Here is a 24,267-nt window from a genome sequence, read left to right on the forward strand (position 1 = left end):
CGCAACTGGACGCCGATCGGTACCGTGTCACTCAACCCGGAGCGGGAGCTCCATGTCACCGTCGCCGAACCAGAAAAGCAGGTGGCGTGAATGATCTCAGAGGCGACAGATTCCTTGACAACTACCGCCTCGCTGGCGGGGATGCCTGGTACGCCCTGTCGAATCGACATCGAGAAGTCAGCCTCCAACGCATCGGAAGCAAGGGCACGTTCATTAATATGCCCCAGCGCCTGCAACTCACCATAACGATAACCCGGCGTCAATCCATGCAGGTCGTAGACGTATTCCGCAAAGTGTCCGGACAGCAGCAGGCGATAATCTATCGGCAATGCTGGCGCAATGAGCCGGGCCAACTCGAACACAATGGTCGTGCAATTACTGGTCAACGTGTTGTAAAAGCGTGGTGCGCGCCGCAGTTCATTGGCTGCACCCAGATACTTCAGAAACAATGAGCGGACATTTTCTTGACTCATCTGCAACCGATAAAGGTAAACATCCTCACCGCGCTCATTGCTGCGCGTACGCACGATGTCACGCTCATCTGCTGCCACCAGAGTCTGCTCGAACTGACGGAAGAACCCACCGACCGCCGTATAGGACTCGTGGCGTTCCTTGCGAATTTCCAGTGAGAACACTATTCGCTCGCCATCGTCGAAGCCGAACGACACCAATGTGTGAGCGATGTGTGGCCCCATCCAGTAAGAAAGTACCAGGTCGGCGCTACGCAAGCGGGCCAGATCGTACGTGCGGTTCTCCCAGCGACGCGTGTAGTCGGTTTCACTGCGCCATTCGAAGTTGCGTACATTTTTCAGTAGAACATGGTTGCCGTCGATCTTGGCCTCCAGCAACTGGCTGACTTCGTCAGCCCATAGACGGTGGTGCGAGGGCTTAAGGGTACTCCACCAAGCAGCCAGGATCGCGACGGCACTTGCGAACGCCACTGCCGTGAGAGTGCGTGACTTTCGGCTGGGCCGGCCCGTCAGCGCCACCACCACCGACAACCCCGCGGCCGTCCATAGCACAAGGGTGACCATGCGGGCAGCCGGCTGCACCACCTGGTGCCATAGAGCCAGGCTGCCCCAGGCAGTCAGCATTAGCACCGAAAAGCCGGTCACCAGGCGTAAAGGGAGGTGGCTGGCCTTTTGCCTTTCTCTGCTCATCGAGGTTGCAAGAGCTCAAGCAGCAGTTGCCGATGCGCATCCCGTGTCTGTGTGAGCGATATGGAAGGGTCGCCCCTGGATATCATTAAAGAGTTCAGCCACAGAATTGCGGGAGCGAGAGCCAACGGGAAAAAGTGCTCGGTCAAGACGCTCGGGCGAATGACCCCCCGGTCGATGTAGCGTTGGATGATGAGCTGTGCCCGCTCCTGTAATCCGCATGCAATCTCCTTACGCCAACGCTTTACCAGGTCCGGCGCTCGGGCGCTTTCGGCCAGAAGCAGCCGGAACAATGATATCGTGGCCGGGGAGCTAAAGGTCGCGTACAGGCGATCTAGGTAGACATCAATCAGCTCTGGCAACGTCAGATCTTCATCCGGTAGCCAGCCCTGAAAATCGCACAACTGATGCGCCATACGTTCGATCAAGGCGTGAAAAATCTCTTCCTTGCTTTTGAAGTGTGCGTAGATACCTGCCTTGGATATGCCCGCACATTCCGCCAGGCGCTCCATGGTTACGGCGTTGTAAGTCCGATCCGCAAACTCGATCAGGGCCGCGTCCAGTATTTCCTCTTTTCTGTCCTCAGAAGACAGGTAACGACGCTTTTCTGACGCATCGTCTTGCTTGGTGCTCATTCAAAGGTCCTGTTCAAAGATCCGAGGGGAATTCTCCCATGGGCTGATCCCCAGTGCCATCATCAAGCATGGTCAACCCAGTCCAAACAACTCCAACTGACCGGCGTGCGGTGCCTGATGGACTGCCAGTTGCTATTCCGGGATTGTAGTCGTAGAATCACAAAAAACCAACCAGTCGGTTGTTTTTTGTTCGTGGTAAGAGATGCCGCAGGCGTGCTGGCGGGCCCGATCCGCCGGAAGATCACATCATCACCAGCCGAAAGACGAATGAGTGCGGATACATCACCAAGGGGATGACGTGGGTTTGATATCGCTTGCGAGTGAAGAACGGGCGGGGCGCATACATCAGCCACGCCCCCCATTGCGGGGCGGCTATCACCTCTCCGGCTCTCCAACCAGACTCCATCAGCTCGAACCCCGGCAGGGACGTGACAATGCCTTCAGTTTTTCCATTATTTCCTGAGTTGAGATTGCTACGTACCGCCTCGCTGGTGCTGAGCTCCGTCGTCTTGACCGGCTGCATGTCGCTTGCTCCGGCACCAGACACCCCGCCGCTGCCCGTACCCGAAGTCTGGCCTGCGCATCTTGAATCAGGTACCGACGGTGCTCACGCGGGAGAACTTCCCTGGCAGGCGTACTTCACCGATCCCTTGCTGCGGCGCCTCATCGAAACCGCGCTTGAGAATAACCGCGATTTGCGCCTGGCCGCGCTGCGTGTCGAGGAAGCCAGCGCTGCATTCCGCATTCAGCGCTCGGATCGCTTTCCTGCGGTGGGCGTAGGCACCCAGGGTGGACGCGCGCGCATCCCCGGCGACCTGAATATGTTGGGCCGGACACAGGTGGGCGGCGAGTACCGGGCCGAGGTGGGGCTGACCACCTGGGAGCTGGATCTATGGGGGAGGGTCCGCAACCTGGAAGACGCCGCCCTGCAAACCTGGCTGGCTTCCGACGCAGCTCGCCAAGCCGTCCATCTGGCACTGATCGCCCAGGTGGCCGACGGATATCTTGGCCTGCGCGAGATCGACGAGCGCGTGGCGATCGCCCGACAAACCTTAGCAACTCGCGAGGAGTCCTATCGTATTTTCCGGCGCCGCGTCGAAGTCGGCTCGACCTCAAGGCTGGACCTCACCCAAGTCCAGACGTTGTTGTATCAAGCTCAGGCGTTATTAGCGCAGCTTGAGCAGGCTCGCGCCAAGCAACTGCATGCGCTGACGATGCTGGTAGGCGCCGATCCTGACCCGCTTCCCGCCGGGGCACCCTTCGATGAAACAGCGGTGCTGGCCGAACTCCGGGCTGGCTTGCCCTCAGAACTGCTTTTCAGTCGTCCCGACATCATTGCAGCAGAACACCAACTGCGTGCTCGCGATGCCCACATCGGCGCGGCCCGTGCTGCGTTTTTTCCACGCATTGCGCTGACCGGCAGCTTCGGCACCGCCAGTTCCGACCTTGACAGTCTGTTCGATTCCGACAGCCGCGCCTGGACCTTTATGCCCACCTTGTCACTACCTATCTTCGATGGGGGGCGGCGGCGCGCCAATCTGGAGTTGAGCGAAATACGCCGTGATATCGCCGTGGCCAAATACGAGAAAACCATTCAAACGGCCTTTCGCGAGGTGGCCGATGCATTGAGCGCAAAGCACTGGCTGGCTGAGCAGTTGACGATCCAGCAGGCCAATCTGGAAGCGCAAATCGAACGTGCACGGCTTGCCCAGTTACGCTACGACAACGGCTCGGCCACCTTCCTGGAGGTACTGGACGCTCAACGAGATCTGTTGGGAGCTCAACAACAGCTGGTACAGGCGCGCCGTGAGCTGCTGTCCAGTCAGGTGGCGCTGTATGCCGCGCTCGGCGGCGGCACCCTTGCCGCAGCCGGTGAGGCACAGGGATCGGCCCCGACTCCCGCTTCCATCCCATCAACCCGTTAAGGCACTCCGACCCCATGACTGTCTCCCCCTCTCTCAAGAAAATACTCCTTGTCACCGCAGCAGCGGCTGTTGTCGCGCTGGCCTGGTGGGGCTGGACGGAGCTTGCCGACAGTGGCCCCGGTGAAGGCTTCGTCAATGGCAATGGCCGCATCGAAGCCACCGAAATCGATATTGCCACCAAACTGCCCGGCCGCATCGAAGACATCCTGGTGCGTGAGGGCGACTTCGTCTCGGCAGGCCAGCCACTGGCCAGGATGCAATTGGAAACGCTGGAAGCACAGCTCGACGAGGCGCTCGCTATGCGGCAGCAGGCTGAGCAATCGGTGACCGCCGCACAGGCACAGGTGGCGCTGCGCGAAGCTGACGTGATTGCCGCTCAGGCGCTCGTTGGTCAGCGTGAGTCGGAACTCGATGCCGCGCAGCGGCGGCTGGAACGTTCACAGACATTGTCCCGGGAAGGTGCCGCCTCGATACAGGAGCTGGACGACGACCAGGCCCGCGTAAGAGGCGCACAGGCAACGCTTGCGGCCAACAAGGCGCAGGTGGCTGCTGCGCGCGCCGCGGTTGAGGTCGCCAAGGCGCAGCTTGTCGGCGCGCAGTCCAGCGTGTCTGCCACCACGGCCAGCATCAGCCGAATCGAGGCGGACATTCGCGATAGCGAACTGCGTGCACCGCGCGATGGGCGAGTGCAGGTCCGCGTGGCGCAACCCGGCGAGGTGCTTGGATCCGGCGGACGCGTCCTGAACCTGATTGACCTGTCGGATGTGTACATCACGTTCTTCCTGCCCGAGACCGTGGCCGGCCGCGTCGCACTGGGCACCGAGGTACGCATCATTCTGGACGCCGCGCCGGAGTTTGTGATTCCAGCCACCGTTTCCTTCGTCGCCAGTGAGGCGCAATTCACCCCCAAGACGGTGGAAACCGCGAGCGAGCGTCAGAAATTAATGTTTCGCGTGCGCGCGCAGATTTCGCAGGACCTGCTTCGTGAACACCTGAATCAGGTCAAGACCGGGCTGCCCGGTGTGGCGTGGGTCAAGCTCGACGCCAATGCGGAGTGGCCCCAGAACCTGTCCCTTCGCGTGCCGGAGTAGGGTATGAGCCACAGTGCGCAGCCCACAATCGTTGCAAGCGTCCGTCAGCTGCGCTTGCGTTACGGCGACGTCATAGCCCTAGATGGCATTGACCTAGACATTCCCGCAGGGCGGATGGTCGGCCTGATCGGCCCCGACGGCGTGGGCAAATCCAGTCTACTCTCGTTGCTGGCTGGCGTGCGCATCATCCAGGAGGGCATAGTCGAGGTACTGGATGGCGACATGGCCAGCAAGGCCCATCGCAATACGGTGTGCCCGCGCATCGCCTACATGCCACAAGGGCTGGGCAAGAACCTGTATCCGACGCTTTCGGTCGAGGAAAATCTGCAGTTCTTCGCGCGCCTGTTCGGTCATGGCACCGCGGAGCGCCGCCAGCGTATCGACGAGCTTACCCGGGCCACTGGCCTGTTCAAATTCCTAGAGCGCCCGGCAGGCAAGCTCTCCGGGGGCATGAGGCAGAAGCTCGGTCTGTGCTGCGCGCTGATTCACGACCCAGACTTCCTGATTCTCGATGAACCGACGACCGGCGTGGACCCGCTGGCGCGGGCGCAGTTCTGGGATCTGATTGAGCGTATCCGCGCCGATCGCCCCGACATGAGTGTGATCGTGGCTACCGCCTATATGGATGAGGCGCAGCGCTTCGACTGGCTGGCCGCCATCGACGATGGCAAGGTTCTCGCCACCGGTACACCGCGGGAATTGTTGGAACGTACCGACAGCCCGAACTTGGAAGAGGCGTTCATCCGCCTGCTCCCAGAAGAAAAAAAACGTGGGCATGAATCGGTGGTCATTCCCCCCTTGCCAGAGGGCGGCGCCGACGACATCGCCATCGAGGCCGAGGGGCTGACGATGCGCTTTGGCGACTTCGTCGCCGTCGACAGCGTCTCCTTTCGCATCCGGCGAGGTGAAATCTTCGGCTTTCTCGGCTCCAACGGCTGCGGCAAGTCCACCACGATGAAAATGCTTACCGGCCTGCTACCGGCGAGTGAGGGCCGAGCCTGGCTGTTCGGTCATGAGGTCGACCCGCATGACCTGGACACCCGCCGCCGAGTTGGCTACATGTCCCAAGCGTTCTCGCTCTACAGCGAAATCACAGTCCGCCAGAACTTAGAGCTGCACGCCAAGCTATTCAGTGTGCCCACCGATGAGATTCCCGGTCGCGTCAAGGAGATGGTGGAGCGATTCGGGCTGGTGGAGGTCATTGACACTCTACCGGCCAGTTTGCCTCTGGGCATACGCCAGCGCCTGTCGCTGGCGGTCGCCATGGTGCACAAACCCGAACTGTTGATTCTGGACGAACCGACCTCCGGGGTCGATCCGGTAGCGCGCGACGCGTTCTGGCGCTTGCTTATCGAGCTGTCGCGGCGCGACCGGGTGACGGTATTCATTTCTACTCACTTCATGAACGAGGCCGAACGCTGCGACCGCATGTCAATGATGCATGCCGGCAAGGTGCTCGACAGCGACGTGCCCACCAGACTGGTCGAGAAGCGCGGCGTCAAAACCCTCGAAGAGGCCTTCATCGGCTACCTCCTCGAAGCCGAGGGCGGCAAGGCCGCCCCGGCCAGCCAGCCCGAGGCCGCCAATCAGGAGGACCACTATTCGGCGGTGCCCGCTGAACACGGCGGGCATTACTCTGGCGGTTTCAGTCTGCAGCGCATGTTCAGCTATCTGTGGCGCGAGACTCTGGAACTGCAACGGGACCCAGTACGCGCCGTTCTGGCGCTGGGCGGTTCGCTGCTGCTGATGTTCGTGATCGGCTTCGGCATCACCATGGATGTCGAGGACCTGCGCTATGCGGTACTCGATCGCGACCAGACCACGCTCAGCCAAAGCTACACCTTGAACCTGGCCGGTTCCCGCTACTTCACAGAGCACCCGCCTATCGTCGATTACGAGGATCTCGACCGGCGCATGCGTAGTGGCGAACTGTCATTGGCCATTGAAATCCCCCCTGGCTTCAGCCGCGACGTGTTGCGAGGCGAGAACGTGCAGATCGGCGCCTGGCTCGATGGCGCCATGCCGCAACGCGCGGAAACCGTCCAGGGCTACGTTCAGGGCATGCACCAGCACTGGCTGCTGATACAGGCTAGCGAGCGCGGCGGCGCCAGCGCAGCAGGCAATGCGAGCGTCGAGACGCGCTTTCGCTACAACCCCGATGTCAAGAGCCTGCCGGCCATGGTGCCAGCCGTGATTCCCCTATTGCTGCTCATGCTGCCCGCGATGCTGACCGCGCTGGCGGTGGTGCGAGAGAAAGAGACGGGCTCAATTACCAACCTGTACGTGACGCCCGTGACACGCATCGAGTTCCTGCTTGGCAAGCAATTGCCCTATGTCGGCCTCGCCATGGTGAACTTCCTGCTGATGAGCCTGCTCGCGGTCACTATTTTCGGTGTGCCGGTGACGGGCAGTTTCTTTGCCCTGACGCTGGCCGCATTGTTTTTCTCCTTCGCTGCGACAGGTATGGGACTGCTGGCCTCGGCCGTCACGCGCAGCCAGATCGCGGCCATGTTCTTCGCCATGGTTGGCACCCTGATTCCGGCCACCCAATTCGCCGGCCTGATCGATCCGGTGTCCTCGCTCGAAGGTTCCAGCAAGTTCATCGGCGAGATTTACCCTGCCACGCACATGATCACCATCAGTCGTGGCGTGTTCAGCAAAGCGCTCGGCCTGGCCGACCTGACAGGGCCACTGTGGTCCATGCTCCTGTCGGTCCCGGTGATTCTCGGTGCTGCCGTTTTGCTACTCAAGAAGCAGGAACGCTGAGATGCGCAGAAGAAACCTGGCCAATATCTACGACCTGGGTGTCAAGGAACTGTGGAGTCTTTGGCGCGACCCCATGATGCTCGTGCTCATCGTCTATGTGTTTACAGCATCGGTCTACACCTCGGCCACGTCCATGCCGGAGACGCTGCACAATGCGCCCATCGCCATCGTCGACGAGGATAATTCGGCGCTGTCTCTGCGGGTTGCCTCGGCCTTCTACCCACCGCAGTTCACCCAACCTGCGATGATCGATTATGGGGACGTGGATCCGAGTATGGATGCCGGGCAGTTCACCTTCGCCCTGGTCATTCCGCCCAACTTCCAGCGCGATGTGCTGGCAGGTCGCTCACCCGCCGTGCAGCTCAATGTCGATGCCACGCGCATGAGCCAGGCCTTTACCGGCAGTGGCTACATCCAGCAGATCTTCACCGGTGAAGTCAACGAGTTCGTCCAGCGTTATCGCGGTAGCGACGCGCCACCGGTGGATCTGGCCTTGCGCGCGCGCTTCAACCCCGCCCTTGACAAGGCCTGGTTTGGCTCGGTGGTGCAGATCATCAACCACATCACACTGCTGTCCATCATCCTGACCGGCGCGGCGCTAATCCGAGAGCGCGAGCACGGCACCATCGAACATCTGTTGGTGATGCCCGTGACCCCCGCGCAGATCATGCTCTCCAAGGTCTGGTCAATGGCCCTGGTCGTGCTGGTCGCCTCCTTCCTCTCGCTCAACTTGATGGTCCGAGGCGTCCTGGGCGTGCCCATCGAGGGCTCTATTGGGCTGTTTTTCGCCGGTGCGGCGCTCAGCCTGTTCGCCACTACCTCGATGGGCATTTTCATCGCCACGCTGGCGCGCAACATGCCGCAGTTCGGCATGTTGATGATGCTCACCATTATGCCGCTGCAGATGCTGTCGGGCGGCACCACGCCACGCGAAAGCATGCCCGAGATCGTGCAGAACATCATGCTGATCGCACCCACCACCCATTTCGTGGAACTGAGCCAGGCCATCCTCTACCGGGGCGCCGGCCTGGAGACGGTGTGGCAACCCTTCCTGGCGCTGGCCCTGATCGGCACGGTGCTGTTTTTCCTGTCCTTGGCACGCTTTCGCAAAACGATCGGCCAGATGGCCTGATCGTTTGACCGCCCGAGTGGGCATTTCAACCCCGGCAAGGAGTTTGACCATGAGCAATGAAGCCATCCCCCTCAACCTCTTCAAAGCGAACCTGGAACTGCAACTACGCCTCCAGCGCCTGATGCAGGAAAACGGCCAGCAATGGCTGGAGAACACCGCGCGCGCTGGCAACGAGAACATTGCCGAGTCCGGCGCCGAAATCGAAAGCCTACTCAAGGCCCAGAACTGGCAGGAGTTGGCCACGCTGCCCGCGCAGGCCTGCTGGCGTCAGTTTCAGCACCAGATGGGCGGCGCGCAGGTAATGCCCCAAGTCGCCATCAAGAACCAGACAACCTTCACCCAAGGCCTGCAGCAAGCCATTCAGGACTGGCAGAAATCGGTCACGCAGGCCGTAGACCAGGCAGATTCAGTATTGCCGTTCCAGGATCTTTTCAAACAGTGGGGAGCGTTGTGGGCCAAGGCAGAGGACAAGGACGCCTCAGCGAAGACAGAAGGTCGCAAAGCCGGCTGAGCAACAAACTGCACAGGAAGTGGCGCGCAAGGGCGTGACGGTCAACACCGTCTCGCCGGGGTATCTAAACACGAGGATGGTAAAGAGCATGCCTGAGGACGTGGTTAAGCAAGTGGTTGCCGGTATTCCGGTAGGCCGCCTGGGCGGCCTGAGGAAATTGCCGCACTGGTGGCATTTATCGCCAGTGAATCTGCGGGGTTCATGACCGGCAGCAACGTCTCGATGAGATGGCGGCCAGCATATGTACTGAATTGCGGGAGAGCCGTCAGGACGCTGTGCCGGTGGCACCTTTCGATTCATTTTTCAGTTTCAACATACAGGGAGTGCCCATCGCCATGAATCGAGACACCACGACATCACCAACGACCGATTGGGCGCAGTTGATGTGGAACCCGTTACGGCTATCGGCGATGGCAACCGAATATGCAGTGGATGCCTGGCAGCGATCCATTCTGTATGCCGACATTCGCCGCCAACGCGGTAACCAGTACCAAGAGCATTTGCAGGAGCAGACGCCGAACGTACTCGACTTCGCCTCTGAGGTCATCATGTCCGGGCTGGATCTTCCGCAGCCAGTCAACTATGGCCTCGCACGCATTCTGCCTCCAGACGAAACGCCGAGCGATCCCCGCAAGCGACCATTCGTGGTGGTCGATCCACGCGCAGGGCATGGTCCAGGCATCGGCGGCTTCAAACCCGACAGCGAGGTCGGCGCGGCCCTCAAGGCTGGTCACCCCTGCTACTTCGTTGGCTTTCTGCCCGATCCCGTTCCCGGCCAGACTGTCGAGGACGTCATGCGCGCCGAAGCAACCTTCGTGCGCAAGGTCGGCGAGCTGCACCCCGACAGCCGCGGCAAGCCCGCAGTCATCGGCAATTGCCAGGCGGGCTGGCAGATTCTGATGGCCGCTGCCGTCTGGCCCGAACTGTTCGGGCCGATCATCGTGGCCGGTACGCCGCTGTCGTATTGGGCGGGCGACATGCCGATGCGCTACGCGGGCGGGCTGACTGGCGGCAGCTGGGTGACGGCATTGACCAGCGATCTGGGTGCCGGTCGGTTCGACGGCGCCTGGCTGGTACAGAACTTCGAAAATCTGGACCCGGCCAATACACTGTGGAGCAAACAGTACAACCTGTACGCCAAGGTCGACACGGAGGGCCCGCGCCACCTGCAGTTCGAGAAGTATTGGGGCGGCCACGTCTTCCTGAATGATGTGGAAATGCAGTACATCGTCGATAACCTGTTCATCGGCAACAAGCTGAGTACGGCCCAGCTGGTGACGTCCGATGGCGTGCGCATCGACCTGCGCAATATTCTCTCGCCGATCGTGGTGTTCTGCTCCTATGGGGACAACATCACACCACCGCCCCAGGCCCTGGGCTGGATCACCGATCTGTACCGCAACGATCTCGACGTGATAGGGCATGACCAGACCATCGTCTTCGCCACCCATGACAGCATCGGGCATCTGGGTATCTTCGTCTCCGGCAGCGTCGGGCGCAAAGAGCACCAGGAGTTCACCGCCAACATCGACATCATCGACGTGCTTCCGGCCGGCATCCACCACATGCAGATTGATGAACATCACGACGAAGCGCAGGAAGGCGAGCCAGCCAGTGACGCCTACCTGACCCGGATTCGCCGCAGCAACATCGATGAAATCCGTGAGATCGTTCACCCCGACCCCGAGAGCGATCGCCGTTTTGTCGCGGCGGCGCGGATCTCCGAGATCAACCTCGCCTGCTACCGCAGCTTCGTGCAGCCGTGGGTACGTGCCTGGGTCACAACCGAGGGCGCACGGTCGCTGGAGCCCCTTCATCCCCTGCGCATTGGTTACGAACTATGGTCCGACCGCCATCCGCTGGCAGCCGCCGTGCAGGAGACTGCGCAACATGTGCGTGAGCACCGCCAGCCCGTCACCGAGGCCAATCCTTTCCTGCAACTGCAGGCAGAGTTTTCCACCGCTCTCGAACAGATGCTGGATCAATTCCGCGATTGCCGTGACCGAAGTTACTCGCAAGCTTTTGACACGCTGTACAGCCTGCCGCTGGTGCAGGCCATGACAGGTCAGAGCCTGCAAGATGAAACGCCGCCGCGGCCCCATCCCAGCGAGACGCCCGAGCACCGCCAGTATCTTGCGCAAGAGTTGACACAACTCGAAGCGGATATTCACAGCGGCGGGCTCGCAGAGGCAGCCATACGGGCACTGTTCTTTGTGCTGGCCGCGCGTGGCGAGGCCGACGGGCGGCACTTCCGGCACGCAGAGGAGCTGGTGCGGCCCCGTTTGGCAAATGATTTTGACATGCAGGTCTTCCGCCGCCTCGCGCGTCGTCAAGCTTTGCTGATGCGGCTCGACGAAGACGCCGTCGTGTCCGCCATCCCCGGATTGCTAGGCAACATTGGGCCTGATGACATCCGACGGGTAGCGGGAATGATCGTGCAACTGATTGGCAGCGGCGATGTGCTGTCCGCACAGGAAGAAGCCAGGCTGGAACAGGTTTCTACCTTATTCGAGCAGGCGATCCTCCAGGCGCAGGCGGCTTCGGCGCCCGCCGCGCCGCAAACAAGACAAACACGACTAGGAAAAAGCAAATGACGACATCGCCGCTGCGCGTACCAAGGGGATCGTCTCTGAGGTCGCTGGGCAGGCTGACATCCTTGTCGTGCCTGACCTGGAGAGCGGCAACATGCTTGCCAAGCAGTTGATCTTTCTGGGCGGCACAGCCAGCGCCGGGGTCGTCCTGGGCGCCATGGTGCCGATCATTCTGACCAGCCGCGCCGACTCGCGCGATACACGCATCTCCTCATGCGCGATCGCACAGATGCTGGCCCACCACTATCGGTTGTCGCCCCCCTTGAGCTGACTCGTCAGCAACTTAACCACCCATTTGGAGGAAACACGATGCAGTACTCATTCTCTGGCCGCGTAGCCCTGGTCACTGGTGCAGGATCCGGCATTGGCGAGGCCATCGCCCGGCTTCTTGCGAGCAACAGCCTGAATGTCGTCGTCTCGGATGTCAGCGCCGACAACGCGCAGCGCGTCGCCAGCCTCATCAACGCCGAGGGCGGCCATGCCGTGGCCAATGTGGCCAACGTGGCACGTATCGATGAGGTCCAGACTGCCGTGGCCTGCGCGGTCGATACGTTCGGCGACCTTAATTTTGCTGTCAACAACGCCGGTATTGGTGGCGACCAGAGCCCGGTGGGGGAACTAGATCCTGCCGCCTGGAGCCGCGTGATCGATGTCAACCTGAATGGCGTGTTCTATGGCCTGCGCCATCAGATTCCCGCCATCCTGCGTTCCGGAGGCGGCGCCATCGTCAACGTCTCCTCCATCCTGGGGGTGGTGGGCGACGCAGCAAACCCAGCGTACGTCGCAGCCAAGCATGCTGTGACAGGGCTGACCCGGTCGGCAGCGCTGGCCTATGCGCACAAAGGGATCCGGATCAATTCGATCCATCCCGGTTACGTGCGTACGCCCATCCTGGATTTCCTGGATGAATCGGCCCTCCAAGAGATCGTTGGCCTGCATCCGATCGGTCGCCTGGGTACATCGGACGAAATTGCCCATGCCGTGGCGTTTTTGCTATCGGAAGGAAGCAGCTTTCTTGCGGGCACACAACTTATCGCCGATGGCGGCTACACGGCGCGCTAGGTCCGAAGACGATGAGACTGCAGCCCCTCCTCACACCGTGCTCCAGGCCGACTAGGTATTGCCGCGGGAATGCGCGATGACGATCGATACCTTCCATGGGTTCACGCTCGCCATCCTGCTGTTGTTCGTGGGCAAGGGCTTGGTTGCGCGTTGGGGGATCTTGCGTCGATACAACGTCCTGGAATCTCTGATGGGAAGCTTGACCCGCGCCTTCGGCTTGGCTCCGCGCACCGGGCTGATGGTGGGATCGCACTGAGATCTACCACCACCATCGTCAACATGACGGCGGTGACTCGGGAGAATGGCGTTGCACGCGACATCTATTTGACAGGCTTCAATCTGATAACTGGAGAAATTCATGTACTCAAGAATCCTGGTTCCGCTCGACGGAAGTCCTATCGCCAACTTGGCGCTCCAACACGCTGCAGTGCTGGCACGCCTGAATGGCTCAACCATCGTCTTGCTGCATATCATTGAAGAGAGGATACACAGCAATGGCTTCGAAAGGCCGAGAACTTACATCGAAGAAATAAGGCCAGGCTTCCTGGCAGCCGGGCAGAAGCTGCTCGACGAGGCGGCGATCTGGCTGAGACAGGAAGGCATGACGGTAGAAACCATCCTGCTGGAGAGCAAGGGCGAGCGCGTTTCAGTGCTCATCGCGCAGCAGGTTCTGGCTACCGGATGTGAGCTGGTGGTGTTGGGCACCCACGGTCGCCGTGGCGTTGACAGGCTGCTGATGGGAAGCGATGCCGAGCAGCTCGCTCGCATCGCACCGGTTCCCGTGATGCTGGTGCGCCAGCCTCAACCGGTCATTGCGACTGTGCCCCCTTGGCAAGGTAGCACACCAACGTGACGAAAGTTCAGTCCACCGCCCCTTCTGAATGGAGGCTGAAAGTCGCGGCCGCCTTTCTGCTGCTATTGCTAAGCATCTCCGCACAGGCACAGGCCTGCCACCAAGACAACCCGCTACGCTCAACCGGAACGCTCAATCTGCGGATTGACAACGACATGTTCGGCGGCATTGGACAAGATCAAGGGTACTCCAACGGGTTTCTCGTCAGTTGGGTCTCTCCCAACCTTGTGAACTATCGCGATGCCCCTTGCCTACCTCGTCTCGTCCGTGGGCTGAATCGTTTTCTCACGGTGCTGCAACCCGAGGGGTTCGACGAACAGAACATGACCATCGGCTTCGGGCAGATGATGTACACCCCGAACGACAAAACGCGCAGCGATCTGATCAAAGACGACCGCCCTTTCGCCGGCGCAATGATGTTCAGCTTCGGCTACAACGCGCGGCGCGGCGATAGGCTGCGCACCTCACAAATCCGCGTCGGTTTTGTGGGCCCTTCCTCCCAGGCAAGACAAACCCAGAATTGGTGGCATGACACCATCGGAGTGGACAAATTCAATGGCTGGAGACACCAACTGCGCGACGAGCCCGTGCTGCAGTTGCTGCACGAACGCCGAACCCTGGATTCATAGAATAACCGCAGCACTTTGGACCGCACGGTAGAGGCAGGAGGGCCAGCGCCGGTACCCTCCCTGCTTTACCGACCAAAGTGAAGCAGAGCATGGGATACCGACAGCTGACCCAGACCCAACGATACCAGATCTATGCCCGCTATGACCTGGGCATCAGCCAGCGCCAGATTGGCAGAGAGCTGGGGCTCCACAGCAGCACGATCAGCCGTGAGCTGCGCCGGAACGCCACCTCTGGTGGCTACGATCCCGAGCAGGCCCAGTCCCTCAGTGATCACCGCCGGCGCACCGCCTGGAAGTGGACGAAGCGCTTGCCCAGCATGATCGCCGCCGTCGCCGACCGGCTGCGCGAAGAGTGGAGCCCAGAGCAGATCAGCGGTTTCCTGGCGTCCTTGACCGGCGTCGGCGTCAGTCATCAGTGGATCTACGCCTTGATCTGGGATGACAAGGCCCAAGGTGGCGATCTCTGGCAGCACCTCCGCCAACCCAAGCGGCGCAGCAAGTACCGTGCCCAGGCCAAGAGCGCAGGACTCGGCAAGATTCCCAACCGCGTGGGCATTGAACATCGTCCGTCTGACGTCGATGACCGCCGATTCATCGGGCACTGGGAGGGTGACACCGTGATTCAAGGGCACAAACAATCGGGCTTGGTCACACTGGTAGAGCGGCGTAGCGGCTACCTACTGGCAGCACGGTTGCCCAGGGTCTCAGCGGAGCTGACGCAAGCGGCCATGATACGCCTGTTGAAGCCTCGCCGGGGTGCTGTGAAGACCGTCACCCTGGACAACGGCTCGGAGTTCGCTGGTCACGAAGCTGTAGGCAAGGCGGTGACCGCAGAGACCTACTTTTGCGCCCCCTACTGCTCCGGGCAGCGTGGGACCAACGAGAACACGAATGGCCTGATACGGCAGTACTTTCGTAAGCGTCCGGTGAACACGCCTTCCGCGTAAACCCTCGGCCAGCGACATTAGGTGCCCACGTAACAATAGATGGGCACCTATTCATGACTTCCCCAAACACCGAGCGTGAGATCCGTCGCCGCCGTCGCTACGCCCCGTCGTTCAAGGCCAAGATCGTCGCGGCCCCCCAGTGTCAGGATGAGTGTCGTACCCTCTGATACCCTGTTCTTATAAACCGATCAGGGGGCGAAAGGAGACACTCATGCCTCGTTACTCCGAGGAGCGCCGGCAAGCCGTGGTCACCAAGCTGCTGCCTCCCCACAACCTCTCTCCGCAGGTGATCGCGGAGCAGGAGGGGATCTCACTGGGCACCGTCTACAAGTGGCGCAAGGAAGCCCGTGCCGAAGGGCGCTGTCTGCCGGATGCTCTGGGCAAGGGAGCCGATGGCTGGTCGTCCAAGGATAAGTTCAGCGCCGTAATCGAAACCGCCTCAATGAACTCCCAGGAAACCGCGGAATACTGCCGCCGTCGGGGGATCTATCCCGAACAGCTGGAGCGCTGGCAGCATGACTGTGAGCAGGCCGCCAGTCTCTCGCACTCGGAACGCCAGCGTGAGGCCGACGAGGCCAAGCAGCAGCGCAAGCGCATCAAGGCGTTGGAGAAAGAGCTGGCTCGCAAGAACGAGGCCTTGGCGGAAACCGCAGCGTTACTGGCCCTGCGAAAAAAGGCGAGGGCGATCTGGGGGGACGAGGACGAATGATCAGCACCCCAGATCGCCAACGCGCTATCGCGCTGATCGAAGACGCCCGGGCCCAAGGGGCCCGCCTGGAAGCCGCCTGTCGCGAGTTGGGCATCACCGCCCGAACGTACCAACGCTGGACGCGCGACGGCGAGCTACGCGAGGACCAGCGCCCTTTGGTCGACCGGCCGGTGCCGGCTAACGCACTGACACCGGCCGAAGAGCAGGAGATACTCGACGTGTGCCACCGGCCCGAGTACGCGAGCTTGCCGCCAGAGCAGATCGTGGTGCGCCTGTTCGACGAGGAGCAGCGCTACCTGGCATCCCCCTCGTCGTTCTACCGCGTTCTGCACAAGCACCGACAAGTGGTGCATCGTGGCCGCGCCAAAGCGCCTCAGCGCCGCGCCAAGCCCACGACCTACCAGGCCACCGCGCCCAACCAGGTGTGGTCGTGGGACGCGACCTGGATGGGTGGTCCGATCAAGGGGCAGTACTACTACCTGGTGATGATGATCGACATCTTCAGCCGCAAGATCACCGGCTGGGAGGTGTTTCTGGCCGAGTCGGCCCACAACTCCCGCAGCGTGCTGGAGCGGGCGGTGCTGGCCGAGCGGATCATTGACCAGCCGCTGGTGTTGCATGCGGACAACGGCAGCCCCTTCAAGGGCGCCACGCTGCTGGAGAAGCTGCATGACCTCGGTATCACGCCATCCTTCAGCCGGCCGCGTGTCAGCAACGACAACCCCTACTCAGAGTCGCTGTTCCGGACCTGCAAGTACCGGCCCTGCTACCCTATCGACGGGTTTGCCACGGTCGACGATGCCCGTGAGTGGGTGGCCGGTTTCGTGCAGTGGTACAACCACGAACACCGCCACAGCGGGATTCGCCTGGTGACGCCGGCACAGCGCCATGCTGGCGAGGACACCGAGGTACTGACCAAGCGCCACGCCATTAATCAGGCAGCACGTGACGCCAACCCTGCCCGCTGGAGTGGTAAGACCCGGAATTGGACGCCGATCGGTACCGTGTCGCTCAACCCGGAGCGGGAACTCCAGGTCACCGTCGTAGAACCGGAAAAACAGGTGGCCTAAAAGACCTCAGAGGCGACAGATTCCTTGACAACTACCGCGGCCTGCCTGCAGGGCGACGCGTCGATTGCCCAGGTCGCCCTGCAGCACGGGCTCAATACCAACCTCGTCCAGACCTGGATCCGCAAGGCCAAGCGGCAGAGCCAGCTGCCGGCAGTGCCGGACTTCGTCCCCCTGCCGGTGCCGCCAGCAGAGGCCAGCCCGCTAACACCGCCCTCCACCGCTGGCGAGATTTTTATCGAGCTGCCCTCACCACGGGGCACAATCACCGTGCGCTGGCCGGTGAGTGAGGCAGCTCAGTGTGGCCACTGGCTGAAGGGGCTGCTGGGATGATCCGCATCGACGAGATTTGGCTGGCCACCGAGCCGCTGGATATGCGTGCCGGTCCGGATACGGCCCTGGCCCGGGTGGTGAAGGTGTTCGGCGCAGCTCGTCCGCACTGTGCCTACCTGTTCGCCAACCGGCGCGGCAACCGCATGAAGGTACTGGTTCACGATGGTCTGGGCGTCTGGCTGTGCGCCCGGCGCCTGAACCAGGGCAAATTCCACTGGGCCGGCAACTGGCACGGCGATCGCGTCGCGCTCTGCCCCGAGCAGGTCACGGCGCTGGTTCAAGGCCTGCCCTGGCAGCGCCTCGGCGCCGGTGGGGTGATCTCGGTCGTGTGATGTGCAGCACAGACGCAGCGGCCCGGCTATTCGCGGATGCGCCAATCCCGCTGTCGCCAGCGGGCTGGCATACTCGGCGAATGACCACGCCGCCCGATCTGTCCCAGCTCTCTCCCGATCAGCTCCGCCACCTGGCGGCCACGCTGATGTCGCAGGTGGAGGAAAAGGACAAAGCCCTCCGCCACAGCGAGCAGGTTAACCAGAAGCTGACCTATGAACTGGCGCTGCTCAAGCGCCACGCCTTCGGCAAGCGCAGCGAGCAGCTCAACGTCCTGCAGATCAGCCTGTTGGAAGAGGTGGTCGATGCCGACATCGCCGCCATCGAGACCGAGTTGGAGGACCTGGCACTCACCTCCACGCCGCCGGCGGCCAAGAAGCCCCCCAAGCGCAGCCCCTTGCCTCCCGAACTGCCGCGCACCGAGATTCACCACGATCCGGAGAATGAGCACTGCGCGTGTGGTTGTAAGCTGCGGCGAATCGGCGAGGAGATCAGCGAGAAGCTCGACTACACGCCGGGCGTGTTTCACGTCGAGCGCCATATCCGTAGCAAGTGGGTCTGCGATCAGTGCGAAACGCTGACCCAGGCGCCGATGCCGGCGCAGATCATCGACAAGGGCATCCCCACTGCCGGCCTGCTGGCCCAAGTGCTGATCGCCAAGTATGCGGATCACTTGCCGCTCTATCGGCAGGAGCAAATCTTCGCCCGCGCCGGCGTGGCGATTCCGCGCTCCACCCTGGCCGAGTGGGTCGGGATCTGCGGCGTAAGGCTCCAACCGCTGATCGATGCCCTGCGTGACTTGCTGCTCAGTGAACCCGTGCTGCATGCCGACGAGACCCCGGTGCCGATGCTGGTCCCGGGCAAGAAGAAGACGCACCGCGCCTACCTCTGGGCCTATGCCACCACGCCCTACGCCGGGCTGAAGGCGGTGGTCTACGACTTCAGTGAGACGCGTGGCGGCCAGCACGCCCGCGACTTCCTCGGTGACTGGCGGGGGAAACTGGTCTGCGACGACTACAGCGGCTACAAGCAGAGTTTCACCAACGGCGTCACCGAAATCGGCTGTATGGCTCATGCGCGACGGAAGTTCGTCGACCTGCACGTGGCCGGCAAGAGCCAGATCGCCGGGCAGGCCATCGAACTGATCGGCCAGCTTTATCAGGTGGAGCAAGAAGCCCAGTCACTCAGCGCTGAAGAGCGCCAACGACTCCGCGAGACACGGGCGAGGCCTATCACCGATGCGCTGCACCGCTGGATGCTGGCTCACCGAGAGAAGGTGCCGAACGGCTCGGCGACGGCGAAAGCGCTGGATTACAGCCTGAAACGCTGGGCGGCGCTGACACGCTACCTCGACGATGGCGGGTTGCCGATCGACAATAACCGGGTGGAGAACCTGATTCGTCCCTGGGCGCTGGGCCGCAGCAACTGGCTTTTCGCTGGGTCACTGCGCAGTGGACAGCGCGCCGCCACCATCATGAGCCTGATCCAGTGCGCCAAGCTGAACGGCCACGAGCCATACGCCTACCTGAAGGACGTGCTGGAACGGCTGCCGACTCAGAAAGCCAGCCAGATCCATGAACTCCTGCCCCACAACTGGCAAAAACCCGCCTGATCATGCGCCGGCGGTGATGCCCGGACGCTTACGTACTTTCCCAAGGGAACGGACTTCCGCCAGGTCACCGATGCCGAGTTGCGAAGGGTGGTCAGGAAGCTCAATGACCGCCCTCGAAAGCGACTCGGCTACCGGACACCGGCACAGGTGTTTCTGGGGGAATACTCAGGAGCCCTGAATACCGCAGGTGCTGCACTTATTGCTTGAATTCAGGTGCCTCAGTCGTTCGAAACCGAATTGATCAGTGGTTCCCTAAAGCACAAAGGTGTTTTACTCGCTTAATCTCCCAATGCGCCGGCACTTCCCCCAGCCACTCCACCCCGGAGTCCTTCATCGGCACATCGGGGTCGAGGCCCTTGGTCACGGCATGGGAGATCACCGCCTGACGCTTCTCCTTGAGCAGCTCGATCAGGCGCTGCTGTTCCTCCACCAAGGCGTCGATGCGAGCGGTTTCGTGGTCGAGGAAGACGGCGATATACGCCTGCTCATCAGGTTCAGGGGCAGCCAACTGGATATTGGCTAAATCTTCCTGAGCCATGCTAGGCAACGCCGTATTGGTTGAATACTGATCAAACCTGAAGCAAGTGGCATAATAAAAAAGGAACCGCCCATTTACTCTTGAGCTCAGCTCTGTATAGAACATCGTGTCAACAGTCCAGAATGGACCATTGATGTATAGCGGTTTATCTATTGTTCCCTTCCGCCCTAGGAGGACCGACTCACCTTCATACAGGTAGTTGTTAGCACGAGAAAACTCGCCTCCTGATCCAATTACTGGATAACCTCCTGTCTCTACCTCAACTTCCTTGTAGTCTCTTCCGTTCCTGATACGAGCAAGGTGCTTAAGCCTCGGCAAATCCCAATGCCTCGGCACCTCCCCCAGCCACTCGACGCCGGAGTCCTTGTATTCGGGATACCGCGGAAAGCTCATGCCGACAGCTCCTCGATCATCTGCTTGATCCGGTCGGTGCAGGCCTTGAGGTCGGCGTCGATCTCCTCCAACGGGCGCGGTGGGGTGAACTGGTAGAAGTGCCGGTTGAAGGGGATCTCGAAGCCGACGATGCCGATGCGGCCGTCCAGCGGGTCGCGCTTCTCCTCGTCGATCCAGGCGTCGGGGACGTGGGGCTTCACCTCGCGCTCGAAGTAGTCGAACACGGATTCGCCCAGCGGCACGTTCTCGTTGTCGCGCAGACCAGTATCGGGCTCGGGGTTGCACTTCTTGTCGAGGCAGATGTCCGCCTCGGGATCGCGCTCGGAGAGGGCGTTGAGGATCGCCTTCTGCACCGGGGTGCCGATCTTGAGGCCAGCCGCCTTGATTGCGGCCTTGAGCGCCTTGGTAAAGGCGTCGCGGTTGGTGTAGCGCTGCTCCGAGTCCAGGGTAGCGCAGGCGGCCTTGATCGCCTCACGCTCGGCCTCGTCGAGCTTCTGGAGCGGCTTCTCGTCATCGAGCTTGGCCAGGCGCTCGGGGCTGGCCTGGAAGTTGAGGCGCAGCGGGCGCTCCACGGTGATGCGCCGGTAGCCGAAGGCTTCCACAGGGAACAGCTTGCTCTCCTCGCTCTCCTGGCAGGCACCGTAGAGGCGCACGATCTCCTCGATGTCGCGGTCGGCGACGAACTGGCGCTTGCTGCCCAGCGACTTGCGCATCTTGCTGGCCCGGCCGGTGGCGTTGATCAGCTGCACCTGACCACGGCGCTCGGCGGGCTTGTGGTTAGAGAGGATCCACACGTAGGTGGCAATGCCGGTGTTGTAGAACATGTCCGTGGGCAGGCCGACGATCGCCTCCACCAGGTCGTGCTGCAGCAGGTAGCGGCGGATCTCGGACTCGCCGCTGCCGGCGCCGCCGGTGAACAGTGGCGAGCCGTTGAGGATGATACCGATGCGCGAGCCGCCCTCCTGCCGGGCACGCATCTTGCTCACCAGGTGCATCAAAAACAGCAGCGAGCCGTCGGAGACCCGCGGCAGGCCGGGGCCAAAGCGACCCTCGTAGCCTTTCTGCTTGTGCTCATTGGTGATCGGTGTCTGAACCTTCTTCCACTCCACACCGAAGGGCGGGTTGGAAAGCATGAAGTCGAAGTGCTCACCAGCCAGCTGGTCGTCGGAGAGGGTGTTGCCGAGCTTCACCTGGTCCACACCCTGGCCCTTGATCAGCATGTCGGCCTTGCAGATGGCGTAGGACTCGGGGTTGAGCTCCTGGCCGTGCAGCGAGACGGTCACGCCCTGGCTGACCTGCTGAATGTATTCGTCGCTCTCGGAGAGGAAGCCCCCGGTGCCCGCGGTGGGGTCATAGACGGTGACGATGCCGTGGGGGCGCAGCTTATCGTCCTGGCCGGTGAGCACCAGGGAAGTGGTCAGGTGGACGATATCGCGCGGGGTGAAGTGCTCCCCCGCCGTGTCGTTGGAGCTCTCGGCGAACTTGCGGATCAGCTCCTCGAACACCAGGCCCATGCCATAGTTGGTCAGCCGCTGCGGGTTCATGTCGATGGAGGCGAAGCGCTGCACCACTTGATAGAGCAGGTTGCCGGCACTGAGCTGCTGGACAAAGCTCTCGAACTCGAAGTGCTCGAAGATCTCCCGGGCATCCTGGCTGAACGACTGCACGTAGCTCATCAGGTCGTCGGCGGTCTGGGTGTCGGAGAGCGTGCCCAGGGTCAGCGGCGAGGCGTTGAAGAAGGGCTGGTCCGCCGCGCGCAGCAGCAGTTTCTCACGCACCGCCTCGGGCTTGGCCTGGTGGGCGTGGGCGGCGTCGAGCACCGCGGCCTTGGTGGGCTCCAGTACGCACTCCAGGCGCCGCAGCAGGGTGAAGGGCAGGATGATGCGGCCATACTGGGACTGCTTGAAATCGCCGCGCAGCAGGTCTGCCACGGACCAGATGAAGGCCGCCAGCTGAGAGTGACTCTCCGTGTTCACGATGCTTCCCCGCGTTGCTGGTTCTGATGGTATGGATGCGAACCATCATACACAGCGAGGGTGTGGCGACGAAGTCAACTTGGCAATGCGGTTGGTGGGCCCAGCTGGACTCGAACCAGCGACCAAGGGATTATGAGTCCCCTGCTCTAACCAACTGAGCTATAGGCCCTTTCAAGGAAGGTGCGCGAACGCGCCGACGTATGATAGCGAATGGCGATGAAGGTGGCCATAGCCGGCTGCCCTTGGTTTGCCAAACCACCCGACGCGGCACTTCCTTCGGCGGCCGCGGTCTGCAGGTGGCCTGCCCTTGTGGAGATCGACCGGTGCGACCTTTCCCCCCTTGCCGTTTTGTTGCCATTGGCACTGCCTTGTTCGCCCTGATGCTGGCCCTGCCCGCAACTGCAGCCTGGGAGCTGGACCCCGCGCGTTCGCGAGTGGCCGCCACCGTGGTGCAGATCGCCCCGACGGGGCCCATTGCTCACCAGCATGAGGTGCGTCGCCTCGCCGGCAGCGCCGAGGCGGATGGCACCCTGAGCCTGCCCTTGCGGCTGGCCCAGAGCGACGTGGTCGAACGCATGGGATCGCTTCCGCCCTGGCTCTCCGGCCTCACCGAGCTGCCCCTGGCTACCGTGACCACCCGCTTCCCGCCCCAGCGCCTGGAGGCGCTGGCCGTGGGCGAGTCGCTGGTGGAGGTGCTCGAGCTCTCGGTGCAGTCCGGCGGCACCACCCACCGCGAATCCCTGGCGGCGCGCTTCACTCGCGAGGCACCCGGCCGGGTGCGGGTCAGCAACGCCGAGCGGGTGGCGCTGGATGGCCGCGAGCTGATGGCCAACCCGACGCTGCGCTCGGTCATGCTGCTGCTCGGCTACGAGCAGATCGGCGACGAGGTGCCGCTCAGCCTGGACGCAGTGCTGATCCGCCGCTGAGTCTGGTAGAGGTCAGGTCGTGGCAATGCCGAGGATCGTGAAGGGCGCCTCGCAGGCGTGGCGCTCGTCGACGCTACCCAGGCCGAGGTGGCGGTCATTGTCGTAGGCGACGAACAGCCGGTCATGTTCCAGCACCGCCAGGCCCTCGGCCTTGTGCTCGAACTCCAGCGGCAGGCCCGCCGGGGTGGTCACCAGGGTCGGGCTCTGGCCGGTTCGGAAATCCTCCAGGCCGATCACCCACAGGTAGCCGCCGATGCGCTCCTCGCCGGCCTCCTCCACCTCGAAGCTGTTCAGCAGGTAAAGCCGCGCGTGGTAGGGGTCATACTCCAGGCTTGAGAGGCCGCAGTCGTAGCGGACCTCGGGATGCTCGCCCGGGTCGAAGGCATAGTGCTCACGCAGCGCATCGAGGAACACCAGGTTGCCGCTCTCGCTGATCTCGTAGTGGGCCCCCACCACCCGGCTAACGTAGGCGAAGTCGTCATGGGCCTGGCCCTGCTCGCGCACGCCGAACAGCAGCAGGCCATCGCCCCGCTCGCCGGGGATCGCGGCGAGCCCCTCGATCTTGTAGTAGGGAAAACCGATGGCGGCGTTCAGCTTGTCGCGCAGTTCCATCGAGCCCGCCACGCCGTCGCGCGGGTCGGGGTCCACCACCTGCACCCGGCCTGGTTCTCCCAGCGGCCAGATCAGCAGGTGGTTGTAGTCGTTCAGCGCGTGGCTCTCGTCATCGATGCGATCGAAGCCGGTGGTCGCCAGCACGTGGCGGCCATCGGCGGTAAGCGCGAAGTCTTCGTACTTCTCGGCCTGCTTGACCAGCGGCTGGATGAAGTAGGTCAGCCGGCTGTCGTCGGGCCCCTCGGGGGTGAGGGGCACAGCGAACACCGCCGAGCGCGACTCACCGGGGATCGGCTTGTCGCTGGCCATCAGCAGTCGCTCGCCATCGTAGGCCACCGCCGAGACCTCGGCGTTCACCAGCCGCCCCTTGCCGTCCCTGAGGCCGGCGGGAAAGCAGTGGATGGTGCCCTGCTGCAATATCTTCGCACTCACCATATCGTCGTCCTCCGGATTGATGGATGCCTCACCCTAC

23 protein-coding genes, 1 tRNA gene and 2 pseudogenes are annotated in these 24,267 nt (G+C 62.1%); 19 read left to right on the forward strand and 7 right to left on the reverse strand.

The features are described 5' to 3' along the window. From LWH48_RS15045 to LWH48_RS15055, 3 genes are all read right to left on the reverse strand, one after another. On the reverse strand, nt 1-1,160 hold a 1,160-nt coding region (locus LWH48_RS15045), incomplete at its 3' end, for an Lnb N-terminal periplasmic domain-containing protein (RefSeq protein ID WP_232913178.1). Then, complete coding sequence (locus LWH48_RS15050) at nt 1,157-1,792, reverse strand: TetR/AcrR family transcriptional regulator (RefSeq protein ID WP_232913179.1); 636 nt, start codon at nt 1,790-1,792, stop codon at nt 1,157-1,159. The genes LWH48_RS15045 and LWH48_RS15050, both read right to left, overlap by 4 nt. Before the next feature lie 241 nt (nt 1,793-2,033). After that, nucleotides 2,034-2,315 carry a hypothetical protein gene (locus LWH48_RS15055; RefSeq protein WP_232913180.1) on the reverse strand — a complete coding sequence of 94 codons (282 nt, stop codon included), beginning with the start codon at nt 2,313-2,315 and terminating at the stop codon, nt 2,034-2,036. On the opposite strand from LWH48_RS15055, the gene LWH48_RS15060 reads away from it, so the two are divergent. The 18 genes and pseudogenes from LWH48_RS15060 to LWH48_RS15145 all read left to right on the forward strand — a co-directional run. Next, nucleotides 2,314-3,717 carry an efflux transporter outer membrane subunit gene (locus tag LWH48_RS15060; protein WP_232913181.1) on the forward strand — a complete coding sequence of 468 codons (1,404 nt, stop codon included), beginning with the start codon at nt 2,314-2,316 and terminating at the stop codon, nt 3,715-3,717. The two genes, LWH48_RS15055 and LWH48_RS15060, sit on opposite strands and share 2 nt — an antisense overlap. A 14-nt stretch (nt 3,718-3,731) precedes the next feature. Next, a complete protein-coding gene (locus LWH48_RS15065; RefSeq protein ID WP_232913182.1) occupies nt 3,732-4,808 on the forward strand; it encodes an HlyD family secretion protein in 1,077 nt (358 codons plus the stop codon). Between the two features lie 3 nt (nt 4,809-4,811). Further along, nucleotides 4,812-7,574: a ribosome-associated ATPase/putative transporter RbbA gene (gene rbbA, locus LWH48_RS15070; RefSeq protein WP_232913183.1), complete on the forward strand. Its 2,763-nt coding sequence runs from the start codon at nt 4,812-4,814 to the stop codon at nt 7,572-7,574. A 1-nt stretch (nt 7,575) separates the two neighbouring features. Continuing rightward, nucleotides 7,576-8,706, forward strand: a complete 1,131-nt coding sequence (locus LWH48_RS15075; RefSeq protein WP_232913184.1) for an ABC transporter permease — start codon at nt 7,576-7,578, stop codon at nt 8,704-8,706. A 49-nt stretch (nt 8,707-8,755) separates the two neighbouring features. Beyond that, complete coding sequence (locus LWH48_RS15080; RefSeq protein WP_232913185.1) at nt 8,756-9,217, forward strand: phasin family protein; 462 nt, start codon at nt 8,756-8,758, stop codon at nt 9,215-9,217. Between the two features lie 34 nt (nt 9,218-9,251). Next, nucleotides 9,252-9,422: a hypothetical protein gene (locus LWH48_RS15085; protein ID WP_442908319.1), complete on the forward strand. Its 171-nt coding sequence runs from the start codon at nt 9,252-9,254 to the stop codon at nt 9,420-9,422. 130 nt (nt 9,423-9,552) lie between these two features. Beyond that, on the forward strand, nt 9,553-11,811 hold the full coding sequence (locus LWH48_RS15090; RefSeq protein ID WP_232913186.1) for a DUF3141 domain-containing protein: 2,259 nt from the start codon (nt 9,553-9,555) through the stop codon (nt 11,809-11,811). A gap of 4 nt (nt 11,812-11,815) precedes the next feature. Beyond that, entirely contained in the window at nt 11,816-12,079 is a 264-nt protein-coding gene (locus LWH48_RS15095) for a phosphate acyltransferase (protein ID WP_442908320.1), read from the forward strand. Between the two features lie 38 nt (nt 12,080-12,117). Further along, complete coding sequence (locus LWH48_RS15100; RefSeq protein ID WP_232913188.1) at nt 12,118-12,870, forward strand: SDR family NAD(P)-dependent oxidoreductase; 753 nt, start codon at nt 12,118-12,120, stop codon at nt 12,868-12,870. A 76-nt stretch (nt 12,871-12,946) separates the two neighbouring features. After that, nucleotides 12,947-13,126: a hypothetical protein gene (locus tag LWH48_RS15105; protein WP_232913189.1), complete on the forward strand. Its 180-nt coding sequence runs from the start codon at nt 12,947-12,949 to the stop codon at nt 13,124-13,126. Nucleotides 13,127-13,228: 102 nt separating this feature from the next. Beyond that, the gene (locus LWH48_RS15110; RefSeq protein ID WP_232913190.1) at nt 13,229-13,723 is read left to right on the forward strand and encodes a universal stress protein; all 495 of its coding nucleotides are present in this window, start codon (nt 13,229-13,231) and stop codon (nt 13,721-13,723) included. After that, a complete protein-coding gene (locus LWH48_RS15115; protein WP_232913191.1) occupies nt 13,720-14,352 on the forward strand; it encodes a lipid A deacylase LpxR family protein in 633 nt (210 codons plus the stop codon). The genes LWH48_RS15110 and LWH48_RS15115 overlap by 4 nt, the downstream gene beginning before the upstream one ends. An 89-nt stretch (nt 14,353-14,441) precedes the next feature. After that, nucleotides 14,442-15,272: pseudogene (locus tag LWH48_RS15120) on the forward strand (IS30 family transposase); the annotation flags it as partial. A gap of 238 nt (nt 15,273-15,510) precedes the next feature. Continuing rightward, nucleotides 15,511-17,078 (forward strand): IS3 family transposase gene (locus LWH48_RS15125; RefSeq protein WP_232913193.1). Its coding sequence is split into 2 segments (ribosomal slippage): nt 15,511-15,976 and nt 15,976-17,078, totalling 1,569 coding nucleotides; the frame shifts between segments, so codons are not numbered across the junction. Between the two features lie 24 nt (nt 17,079-17,102). Next, the gene (locus LWH48_RS15130) at nt 17,103-17,408 is read left to right on the forward strand and encodes a hypothetical protein (RefSeq protein ID WP_232913194.1); all 306 of its coding nucleotides are present in this window, start codon (nt 17,103-17,105) and stop codon (nt 17,406-17,408) included. Next, nucleotides 17,405-17,740, forward strand: coding sequence for an IS66 family insertion sequence element accessory protein TnpB (gene tnpB, locus LWH48_RS15135; protein ID WP_062359437.1), 336 nt, complete (start codon nt 17,405-17,407; stop codon nt 17,738-17,740). Before LWH48_RS15130 ends, tnpB begins: the two co-directional genes overlap by 4 nt. Before the next feature lie 80 nt (nt 17,741-17,820). After that, a complete protein-coding gene (tnpC, locus tag LWH48_RS15140; RefSeq protein WP_232913195.1) occupies nt 17,821-19,350 on the forward strand; it encodes an IS66 family transposase in 1,530 nt (509 codons plus the stop codon). Nucleotides 19,351-19,383: 33 nt separating this feature from the next. Further along, a pseudogene (locus LWH48_RS15145) lies at nt 19,384-19,557 on the forward strand (IS30 family transposase); the annotation flags it as partial. A gap of 34 nt (nt 19,558-19,591) precedes the next feature. On the opposite strand, the gene LWH48_RS15150 reads toward LWH48_RS15145, so the two are convergent. The 3 genes from LWH48_RS15150 to LWH48_RS15160 form a co-directional block, all read right to left on the reverse strand. Beyond that, nucleotides 19,592-20,281, reverse strand: coding sequence for a restriction endonuclease subunit S (locus LWH48_RS15150; RefSeq protein ID WP_232913196.1), 690 nt, complete (start codon nt 20,279-20,281; stop codon nt 19,592-19,594). Beyond that, nucleotides 20,278-22,257, reverse strand: a complete 1,980-nt coding sequence (locus tag LWH48_RS15155; RefSeq protein WP_232913197.1) for a type I restriction-modification system subunit M — start codon at nt 22,255-22,257, stop codon at nt 20,278-20,280. Before LWH48_RS15155 ends, LWH48_RS15150 begins: the two co-directional genes overlap by 4 nt. Nucleotides 22,258-22,349: 92 nt before the next feature. After that, nucleotides 22,350-22,426 (reverse strand) — tRNA-Ile (locus tag LWH48_RS15160). 199 nt (nt 22,427-22,625) lie between these two features. Here LWH48_RS15160 and LWH48_RS15165 point away from each other — a divergent pair. After that, complete coding sequence (locus LWH48_RS15165) at nt 22,626-23,183, forward strand: hypothetical protein (protein WP_232913198.1); 558 nt, start codon at nt 22,626-22,628, stop codon at nt 23,181-23,183. A gap of 12 nt (nt 23,184-23,195) precedes the next feature. On the opposite strand, the gene LWH48_RS15170 is transcribed toward LWH48_RS15165, so the two are convergent. Further along, nucleotides 23,196-24,230 carry a hypothetical protein gene (locus tag LWH48_RS15170; RefSeq protein WP_232913199.1) on the reverse strand — a complete coding sequence of 345 codons (1,035 nt, stop codon included), beginning with the start codon at nt 24,228-24,230 and terminating at the stop codon, nt 23,196-23,198. Between the last annotated feature and the right edge of the window lie 37 nt (nt 24,231-24,267).

Source organism: Halomonas sp. G15, from assembly GCF_021282295.1.
Lineage (GTDB): Bacteria > Pseudomonadota > Gammaproteobacteria > Pseudomonadales > Halomonadaceae > Halomonas > Halomonas alimentaria.